Origin of the sequence: Neorhizobium galegae (genome assembly GCF_017877055.1) — a bacterium.
GTDB lineage: Bacteria > Pseudomonadota > Alphaproteobacteria > Rhizobiales > Rhizobiaceae > Neorhizobium > Neorhizobium galegae_D.
Genome location: NZ_JAGIPG010000009.1, coordinates 22601 through 32188, shown reverse-complemented (window position 1 = coordinate 32188; position 9588 = coordinate 22601). Strand labels below are relative to the sequence as shown.

Genomic DNA, 9588 nt, shown 5'->3' with positions numbered 1-9588 from the left:
ACACGACCATCTCATCGAGATGCCACTTGTCAGCAAAACTGCCACGCGACAGCCGACGAAGTTGATGGGCGAACTTCAGGCCAAATTTCCTCGCCTCGATCCGCACCAGCCGGTTAAGGCGACGCCTCCGCGCAGAATGCTGAGCCCTCATCGTTACAATCTCAGGTACCGGATTTTCTAATCAACCCATGAACTTGGCTGGGATGGGATGGCTGATTTGGGGGCGACTGCAGACTGTCCGCTACCAGGATACCCAATGAGAAAGCGTACATGTCGATACTCGGCGGCAAGGTCTGGGATCGGCCCGAAGCGGAGGAATGACAGCGGTTTACCTCGTCATGGTTTCGCTCCGGCAGACATCGATGAATGCACGCAGCGGCGTGGATGTGAAGCGCCTTGGATAATAGAGGCGTGGCCCCTCCTGCTCAGCCCACCAGTCGCGCAGTACGGGAACCAGAGTCCCTGCACGGAAGTCATCGTCAAGCCAGTTGCGGAAGGTGCCGATGATACCCAGTCCGGCTCGAGCGTAGCTCAATCCCGTGTTCAATGCATTGACGCTCAGAACCAGGCGCGTCAAAGGCTTCACGTTTGCCGTTTTGTCTCCGTTTCGCAACGCCCAGGGAAGAAGCGGTCCGCCGGGCAACCTGTATCGGATCGCGTAGTGGTCCGTCAGTTGGGCTGGATTTTCAGGTTGGTCGTGCTTCTCGATGTAGGACGGGGCCGCTGCAAGCGCCATCTGCTGGAGACGAGGACCAATCGGAATGGAGATCATATCTTTCTCGATAGACCCGCCATAGCGGATGCCCGCGTCACATCCTGCCTCGACGATGTCGACGAGACTGTTCTCCATCACGATCTCGACTTCTACTTTCGAATGCCTTTGCTGGAATTCCACGATGAGACGCGGCAGGATGTCCGGCATGACCGCACCTGGAACGTTGAGTTTCAAGCGCCCTTGTACGACGTCCGTCGAGCGCGCCGTTTCCAGACAAGCCGCGTCCATTTCGATCATTAAAGGCTGGATGCGGCTTGCCAGTGCCTGACCTTGTTCCGTGGCCCGGATACTCCGGGTGGTTCGCAGGAGAAGCGCCACACCGAGTTGCTTCTCGATCCGCGAGACCGTCGTGCTTATTTTCGAAGGCGCGACGCCCAGCCGTTTTGCTGCAGCCCGGAAACCTCCTTCGTTCAGCACAGTCAGAAACACCTGAAGGTCGTTCGGCGGCACATTGTTCTTCATAGAGAACAGGCTATTCGAGATCTGGCGGATTATCAATTAAATGAACGGCAATTAGGTTGGCTTCAGTAGCTATCGTCCGAGCAATGGCATCAAACTGAAGGAATAGAGCAATGTTCATTGTCACGGGTGCCTCTGGCAAGCTCGGCCGCAAGGTCGTAGAAAACCTGCTGCTTCATGTGCCTGCCGACGAGATCGGCGTCAGCGTGCGTGATCCGAAAAAGGTTTCGGATATCGAGGCAAGCGGAGTTCGCGTGCGCCAAGGGGATTTCAGCGACGCCGCGAGTCTGCGCCACGCCTGGACCGGTGCCAGGCGTCTTCTCCTGATCTCCTCCAACGCCGCTGCAACAGGTGGCGACCCGTTGGAACAGCATGCTATCGCCATACGTATCGCACGCGAAATTGGCGTAGAGCGCATTTTCTACACAAGTCAGGTGTCAAGCTCCGCTACTTCTCATTTCCCGCCTGGCCGAGATCATGCCGCCACGGAGAACATGCTGGCGGAGTCGGGAATTGCCTGGACGGCAATGCGTCATGGTTTCTATGCGGCAAGTGCGCTGATGATGAACAAACACGGTTTCGACGCGGGCAAGCTGGAAGGTCCGGAAGACGGCAAGGTTGCATGGGCGACGCATGACGACCTCGCGGCCGCCGACGCTGCCCTGCTCGCCGGGAACGAGGTGATCGACGGCCCCACCCCGCCGCTGACGGGCAGCGAGGCACTGAATCTTGCCGATATCGCAGAACTCGCAGGGAGAGTGCTGGGCAAGCCGATCGCACGGGCAGTTGTGAGCGAGGAGAGCATGGAAGCGACAGCGCGCAAAGCAGGCATGCCGGGTGGCTCCATTGCCGTCATGCTGGGATATTACCGCGCAGCTCGTGCAGGGGAATTTAGGGCCATTGACCCTACGCTGGCCAGGATGCTCGGACACGCGCCCGAGACCATGAGCACGTTCCTGAAGGCCAATCTCTAGTGCCGTTTTCGTTGCACTGACAGAGGTCATGGGCTCTAAGGTCCAACCGCCACGATGTCCGCAATGGTTGCACTCGTGCCCGCTGACGAATGCGAGCATGGAGCCCTCGCCATCACCGCGCTGATCGATGGGCTCTGGCTGCGTCTGGGCCTGCGGTCCGACGGACTCGCACGCGAGGATGCACTCCAGCAGATGCGCGACTATCTTGCCTGCAGGCTGCCACCGGATTGACACGATAAGTCCGTCCGGGATGTCACCAGCTCGGTCAGCGATCCGGGCGACGACGTCGAATAAAGTCAAAATAAACCACTATTGGCAGCGAAGCTGCCGTGATGTCCTAGCTTTTTTTTGCCATGGCCGCTTTTGAAGAGCCCTTAGTTGACGTCTTGCCTATCGTCTACCTGCGAGGCCATGAGCGGGTCCTCGCGAACGGCCTCCACCAGAAAATCGAGCACGACGCGGACGCGTGAAGGCATGTTTCGACGTGATAGATACACCACGTTGATGGGCAGTCGCATCGGCGGAAATTCCGGCATCAATTTCTCCAAGCGTCCGTTCTCGATATCCGGGCCTGCCAGGATGTGTGAAAGGACCGCGAGGCCTCCTCCCGACAGCGCTGCGCGGTGAACGGCAACAGAATTGTTGGCGATGAGCCCTGGCGATATTCGCAAATGCACGTCCTCGGCACCGTCGGAGAAAGACCAAGCGCGGCTATCACCTGCCCGATTATAGCAGATGCAGTCATGATCGTTGACCGCGTCGGGCCTTTCCGGTGCGGTCCGGTCTCTCAAATAGGAAGGCGCAGCCACGAGGAAGGCGGTCGTCCAGCCGATCCGGCGGCACATCAGGCTGTTGTCACTGACCTGCCCAAGGCGCACTTCAAGGTCGATGCCGTCGCCCACCAGATCCGAGGGCTCTTCACGGAAGATCAGCTCAATGGAAAGCCCGGGATGGCCCTTGAGAAAGCTCGGAAGGCGGTCGCTCATGTAGAGGCCGAGCGGCGCGGGCAGGCTCAGCTTCACTTTGCCCACCACCGCCGCGCCTCCGGCAATGTGGGCTTCTCCGAGCGCGTCCACCGCCTCGACCACTTTCAACGCCATGGGGATCGTTCGCTCGCCTTCGGCCGTCAAAGCCAGTGCACTGGTCGTTCGATGAAGGAGCCTGACATTGAGATGTGCCTCAAGCGCTGAGACCTGTCGTGAGACGGCGGGCTGGGTCAAGCCCAGATCGATGGCGGCCGCCGAGAAGGATCCGGTTTCGGCGACGCGAAGGAAGGTTTTCAAAGCCGATACGATCTCCATCACCGTCCCCTCATACTTTTCGACATAGGCCTCATGCCAGCATTCTAGGCACAATGCGCTTTACTGTCCAGTTATTAAGGATATTTTATATCCATGAGGATGTTTTATATCCTTAATTATGGAGAGACAGATGACGCAGCGCCTCAACTACGCCCAACAATCCCCGGAACTGTTCAAGAAGCTGCTCGACCTCAGCATGGCTACGGGCGAGAGCGTGATCGAGCAAAAAACCCGCGACCTCGTCAACATCCGCGCATCGCAGATCAATGGCTGCGGCTTTTGCCTCGACATGCACGTCAAGGAAGCGAAAATCCATGGCGAGAGCGAGCTTCGCGTCTACCATGTCGCCATCTGGCGCGAATCCAATCTCTTCGTACCGCGGGAGCGTGCGGCTTTGGCCTGGACAGAAGCTGTCACGAAACTGCCCGAGGGCGGCATTCCGGATGAACTTTATGAACGTGTCCGCGGGCAATTGTCGGAAAAGGAAATTTCCGACCTGACCTTCTCGATCATGACCATCAACGCCTGGAACCGCGCAAGCATCGCTTTTAAGGTCGTGCCCGGCTCGGCTGACAAGCTCTATGGGCTCGACAAGGCCGGCCTGAACTAAGTCACCGATCCTTCTTCCCCCAATTTGACTTTTGCGCAGTCCGCGAGCGGGCTGCGCCAGGAGAACCACCATGAAAATCGTCATCATCGGCGGGACCGGCCTTATCGGTTCAAAAACTGTCGAACGCCTCCGTAGCAAGGGCCACGAGGTCATCGCCGCCTCTCCGAATACGGGCGTCAACACGATCACGGGCGCGGGCGTTGCCGAAGCGCTAGCGGGCGCGGAGGTCGTGCTCGATCTTGCCAATTCGCCGTCCTTCGAAGACAAGGCCGTGCTCGATTTCTTCGAAACGTCCGGCCGCAATCTGCTGGCGGCGGAGAAGCTCGCGGGCGTGAAACATCATATCGCCCTTTCCGTGGTCGGCACCGAACGCTTGCAGGAAAGCGGCTACTTCCGTGGCAAGCTCGCCCAGGAAACGCTCATCAAGGCCGGCGGGCTCCCCTACACGATCGTTCACTCGACACAGTTCATGGAATTCCTCGGCGGCATCGCCCAATCCAGTTCTGTCGGCGACAAGGTCCACCTGTCTCCCGCCTATGTGCAGCCGATCGCCTCGGATGACGTCGCGGATGCGATGGCTGCCGCGGCACTTGCCATTCCCGTCAACGGCACCATCGAGATCGCCGGCCCGGAACGTTGGCGTCTGAGCGACCTCGTCGCTCGCTACTTGAAGGCAATAGGCGACTCCCGCCTCGTCGAAGCCGATCCGGAAGCTCGCTACTTTGGCGCACGGCTCGACGACGGTTCGCTGGTCTCCGACAACAATCCCCAACTTGGCAAGATCACTTTTGAACAGTGGTTCGCAACGTCCGCTCGCAAATGACGCTTCGCTCGTCCTCAAACCATACGCATGAAAGGAATTCCGTTGTGAAGAAGTGCATTCCCGCCGCATTTGCCTTCGCCGTGCTGTTGTCCGGCATCGCGGCAGCCGACGACAGCTCCTCGAAGGTTACGCTCGTCTTCCAGCACGAACTGCCGAATGTTCCGGGCAAAAGCATGAAGGGCGTTCTTGTCGAATATGGCCCAGGCGGATCTTCCGAGGCGCATATGCATCCCGACTCCGCGTTCATCTACGCGACGGTACTGGAAGGCTCCATCCGTAGCCAGGTCAACGACGGCCCCGTCAAAGTCTATCATTCAGGCGAGAACTTCTGGGAGATGCCGGGGGATCGCCACGGTGTCAGCGAGAATGGCAGCAAGACAAAACCTGCAAAGCTTCTGGCCGTGTTTGTGGTTGACACCGACCAGAAGAACTTGACCTTCCCTTTGAAGAAGTAGGGTCCTGCCGATGTCGGCACCCCGAGCAGCGAGGCACGTTCATGTTCGATGATCATACGGTTCTTGCTCTGGCAATCGTCAATTTGCTCGGGGTGCTGGGCATTATCGTCTGGCACCTGCAAGGTCGAGACCGACCGACAGCGAGGTTGATCGTCCAGATCGTCTTCTTCGTTGCGATGACAGTGGCCATGATGTCCAGTGGCATCATGCCGTACCGGGTCTACGGAGCGGGGGCCGCGGGAGGCGGCAGTTTTCCGGGAACGTCAGCACGCGTCCTTTGGTGGGTCCATCTGGCCTGGGCCTCGATAGGCTTTGTGCGCCTCTACATCGTGCTGGACCGCCGACCGCAGGAGGCTCGGCTCATTCAGGACCTGATCGTTGCGGCAGTCTATCTCGGCGTGACCCTGTCGATCGTCGGCTTTGTTTTCGGGGCACCTATCGGCACCCTGGTTGCAACGTCCGGTCTGGTGGCCATCATCGTCGGCCTCGCGCTTCAAAACACGCTCGGTGACCTCTTCTCCGGCGTCGCGCTCACGCTTGGCCGGCCGTTCACCATCGGCGACTGGATTCAGCTCGGCGACGGGACCGAAGGCCGGGTGGTCGAAACCAACTGGCGCTCGACGCATGTCCTCACGCCAGCGCACAATATCGTCGTCCTTCCCAACAGTGCGCTCGCCAAGGTCACCCTTACCAACCTCACGCGTCCGGACGAGTCGCACCTCCTTGTTCTTCCCCTCAGGATCGCGGCGACGCATCGGCCATCCCTCGTAGCAGAGGTGATCGTTACGGCTTTGAAGACTTGCAAAGGCATCGTTCAAGACCCCCAGCCGATCGTCGCCGTCAAGGGGATGGATGCGATTGGCATCGAAGTTGAACTTCAGTTCAGGGTTCCACACCCGGCCGACCGAGTACCAGCCCGAAACGGGGTAATCGATGTGGTCTATGAGCAGTGTGCCGCCAACGGGCTGGAATTCGCTCCGCCGCCGCAGAGTTATCTCTATCCCTGGGTTGGCATGGCTCTGGGCCGGACCATGCCTTCCCCCGAGCGTTGATCAACCAGCGCGGTCCAGTACCCATTCGAATGTGCCATTCCAGATTTGCGGCGGAATTTCGCTTTCGAGCACCTGTCCCAGCTCTGCAAGTGTCACGCTGCGGAGCTTGGTTCGCCACGCCTCGTCGGCCTCCCACATGACACGGGCAATTGCGCATGAGCCTACTTCGCAATAGCCTTCGGGACGGCACGGATTGTTGGCGCGAATGTTGTTGCAAACGAAGGTTCGTCCGTTTCCTTCGACCGCTTCAATGATGTCGAGAAACGTCACCTCGGCGGCCGGTTTGGCCAGTCTGTATCCGCCTGAGGGTCCCAGCGTCGTGTGCACCAGCCCAGCCTGCGACAGGCTTTGCAGTGCCTTGGAAAGATACTCTTTGGGCAGACCATGCAATTCCGCGAGCGCCTTGGTCGACAGGTAGCGGCCTTCGGGCAGGCCTGAAAGGATGGCGCAACAGTGTAACGCCCATTCCACCTGGCTTTTAAGGATCATTAAGACCAATCCGACTTTCGAAAAGAGATAATAAGGATATATGGTATCCTTATTATCTTGCGCTGTAAATCATCAAACTACGCATGTCCGTTATTGGCGCATTGCTGTCCTACGAGCGGGGCGCGGCGAAGGGTGACATCGAGCCCAATCTGGACATCGACGAGCAACTATGCGCACCGTGAACCATGTCCCTGACGCAAGACCTCGAGAAAATTCTAGAAACTGTCCTGCCAACCGATCCCAGTTTTCAGCGGATCGAACAGGCGATGATAGATGGCTGCATTTGTGACACTCGACGATACGCTTTGGAGGGTTCCAAAGAGGCCTTTCTGTTTTCCGCGATGCGCCTACTCGCACTTCCCGACAACGGGCACACACGGCTGATCCCGAACGATTCCATCTCGGTGCTTCCGCTGAGGTTTGTGAGCGTCGGGACGGTGGTGCAGTTAACTGACACGGCACTAGAAACAACTGCGCCAAGAGGAGAGCTGATAGCAGTCAACGGCATACCTTTGGGCCAAATTGAAGCCGCCGCAGAGAAATTTCTGGCGGGAACGCGCCAGAGGAAACGGGTCATCGGACCGATTCTTCTCGCGTGGCCGTATGCATTAGCTCACCTCGGTTTTTCTTCAAAAGAGAATACGACCGAATATCGCGTGAAAGACGAGAATGGGCAGATAACCGATTTGAAAGTGGAGAACGGGCATACGGTTCCCGCATCGATGCTCTACCCGAGAAACGAGCATGGCAAGGCTGATCCGGCCTGGGAACCCGAGAGATTTGTGGAGATTAAGGACTGGCAGGGGCTTGGGCTGTCAATATTATTGCCAAGTTTCTTCGATCCAAGCGAAAGTGCGCTGCCGAAAGCCATCTCTGGTGTAGCGGAGCATGTAAGCACCTGCTCGAACAAAAAACTCTTGATTGACGTTCGCGGAAACACCGGTGGCGACTTCCTTCAAACGATGCCCTTGATCGACGCCATCTCTGAAAACGCAAGCAGGCAGGTTGTTGTGCTTGTCGACAAATTCACATTTTCCGCAGCGATAGTGTTTGTAGCCATCCTCAAACATCGTTTGGGACGTAGGCTCAAACTCATCGGGGAAGAAATGGGCGACGGGTTGATGTTTTTTGCCGAGGGAGGGTTGCTCGATTTGCCGATCAGCGGAGCGGTCGTTCGATACTCATCAGCCTTTCACGACTGGGAGAACGGAACCAGCGACGAAACCACACCGGCGGAGATCGCGCGGCAAATGGTCCCGGCAGGAAAACTGAATTTGGATTGGGAATGGGTCGTAAGGTCTACTGCTGGGAATGCACAAGGCGCGTTCTATCAACAAGTTCTAAAGAGTTTGAACGATTAGACGAACGGCGGCTCGGTCCGCTTGGTCGCCCCTGCTAGGCGCTGCGGCCCAGGGCAGCTTTCGGGTCGCCCAGTTCTGACTGCGAACGACAAGGTTGAGGGCGCTACAGCCGTCGAGCTCGATATGTGGAACGTCGGCATTCGGCGCGGCACAACTTCGCCCTCAATGGCCGACATGGAGGCGCGTTTCCACCGTGCCAGGCCGGAACATGTTCGTGCGGTGATGTTTCGACTGAAAGTGATTCGAACTTTTCTGCGCCCGAAAGCCGTCCCTTCTACGCTCTTCTGTGCGCGAGCCAGCCTTTGCCAGGTACGAGGGCGTACGTCCGGCGGCTATAGCATACTGCCGGAGGGTAATCGGCGATATTTGGCGCGCCGCGCAGGTGATGATGAGAACTACGTCTACGCTATAGCCCTCCTTTACACAGTTTCGCACCCAGGATTTCAGCAAACCCGCCGATTGCCCCGTTGCCCAAAGCGGCCGACGAAGGGGGACTCCATGCAATCGGGGCAACGTTTGAAGGTCTGAAATGGGTTCGTTCATCGTAAACGGTGTGCCGCTGGCACCTTGACTAGCTTGCTCAAAATTGGACGTGATCATTTGCCAGTCGCTGATGTTGGTGATAAAGACGCACTATGGAATTTGTACGCGCTTTCACTTTGAATATTATCACCATTCATCGAGTGGTGGGTTAAGCGCGTCATATTTCCAGACAAAGCAACCCGCCGCGAGGCGGGTTTTGTTTTTCCTCTCGCGGCCATTTTGGAGTCCAGAATGCCCGACCATCCCTTGAAAGCCCTTATCGAATCTGCAGACCGTTCAATATCGGCCAAAGACTTCGACGGCTTGATGCGATTTTACACCGATGATGCCACCTTGGTGGTCAAGGCAGGCATGTACGCCAAAGGCAAGGACCAGATCAGGAAAGCGTTCGAAGCAATCTCTGCTCATTTCCAAGGTAAATTGAAAGTCCGCCAAGGGAGGATGGAGGTGATCGAGGGCGGGGACACAGCGTTGGTCATCATGGAAACCTGGTTGGATGCCGTCGACGAGACCGGCATTGCGACATCGACGGTACGACGTGCCACCTATGTGTTTCGTAGAGACTCGTCTGGGAACTGGTTATGCGCTGTAGACAATTCCTACGGCACGGCTCTCCTCGATAGTTGAAAAGGCTCCCCGGCCCAATGCCCATATTGGGTCGGGGGACAGCGTTCCGATTGGCGCAGATTACGTTGCCGCATACTTCGACGGTAGGAGTTCTTTAATCCGGCTTTGCTTGTGACCGT

General features: G+C 57.6%; 11 protein-coding genes and 1 pseudogene. 8 read left to right on the top strand and 4 right to left on the bottom strand.

Going from position 1 to position 9588, the window contains the following annotated elements; genetic code table 11:
* A pseudogene (locus J2857_RS30725) lies at positions 1 to 88 on the bottom strand (IS6 family transposase); the annotation flags it as partial.
* 240 nt (positions 89 to 328) lie between these two features.
* Positions 329 to 1237, bottom strand: coding sequence for a LysR family transcriptional regulator (locus J2857_RS30720; protein ID WP_210013861.1), 909 nt, complete (start codon positions 1235 to 1237; stop codon positions 329 to 331).
* Positions 1238 to 1347: 110 nt separating this feature from the next.
* Between J2857_RS30720 and J2857_RS30715 the strand changes: the two genes are divergently transcribed.
* Complete coding sequence (locus J2857_RS30715; protein ID WP_210013860.1) at positions 1348 to 2208, top strand: NAD(P)H-binding protein; 861 nt, start codon at positions 1348 to 1350, stop codon at positions 2206 to 2208.
* A 63-nt stretch (positions 2209 to 2271) separates the two neighbouring features.
* A complete protein-coding gene (locus J2857_RS30710; protein WP_432420195.1) occupies positions 2272 to 2439 on the top strand; it encodes a TetR family transcriptional regulator C-terminal domain-containing protein in 168 nt (55 codons plus the stop codon).
* Positions 2440 to 2582: 143 nt separating this feature from the next.
* Here J2857_RS30710 and J2857_RS30705 read toward each other — a convergent pair whose 3' ends face one another.
* Entirely contained in the window at positions 2583 to 3509 is a 927-nt protein-coding gene (locus J2857_RS30705; protein WP_210013858.1) for a LysR family transcriptional regulator, read from the bottom strand.
* 130 nt (positions 3510 to 3639) lie between these two features.
* Between J2857_RS30705 and J2857_RS30700 the strand changes: the two genes are divergently transcribed.
* From J2857_RS30700 to J2857_RS30685, 4 genes are all read left to right on the top strand, one after another.
* Entirely contained in the window at positions 3640 to 4119 is a 480-nt protein-coding gene (locus J2857_RS30700) for a carboxymuconolactone decarboxylase family protein (RefSeq protein WP_210013857.1), read from the top strand.
* Between the two features lie 70 nt (positions 4120 to 4189).
* A complete protein-coding gene (locus J2857_RS30695; RefSeq protein ID WP_210013856.1) occupies positions 4190 to 4942 on the top strand; it encodes an SDR family oxidoreductase in 753 nt (250 codons plus the stop codon).
* Entirely contained in the window at positions 4939 to 5397 is a 459-nt protein-coding gene (locus J2857_RS30690) for a cupin domain-containing protein (RefSeq protein ID WP_210013862.1), read from the top strand. The genes J2857_RS30695 and J2857_RS30690 overlap by 4 nt, the downstream gene beginning before the upstream one ends.
* A gap of 41 nt (positions 5398 to 5438) precedes the next feature.
* Positions 5439 to 6449, top strand: a complete 1011-nt coding sequence (locus J2857_RS30685) for a mechanosensitive ion channel family protein (protein ID WP_210013855.1) — start codon at positions 5439 to 5441, stop codon at positions 6447 to 6449.
* Here J2857_RS30685 and J2857_RS30680 read toward each other — a convergent pair whose 3' ends face one another.
* On the bottom strand, positions 6450 to 6938 hold the full coding sequence (locus J2857_RS30680; RefSeq protein WP_210013854.1) for an RrF2 family transcriptional regulator: 489 nt from the start codon (positions 6936 to 6938) through the stop codon (positions 6450 to 6452).
* A gap of 185 nt (positions 6939 to 7123) precedes the next feature.
* Between J2857_RS30680 and J2857_RS30675 the strand changes: the two genes are divergently transcribed.
* Together J2857_RS30675 and J2857_RS30670 are read left to right on the top strand one after the other, a co-directional pair.
* Positions 7124 to 8299: a peptidase S41 gene (locus J2857_RS30675; protein WP_210013853.1), complete on the top strand. Its 1176-nt coding sequence runs from the start codon at positions 7124 to 7126 to the stop codon at positions 8297 to 8299.
* 774 nt (positions 8300 to 9073) lie between these two features.
* A complete protein-coding gene (locus J2857_RS30670; RefSeq protein ID WP_210013852.1) occupies positions 9074 to 9469 on the top strand; it encodes a YybH family protein in 396 nt (131 codons plus the stop codon).
* The last annotated feature ends 119 nt before the right edge of the window (positions 9470 to 9588 follow it).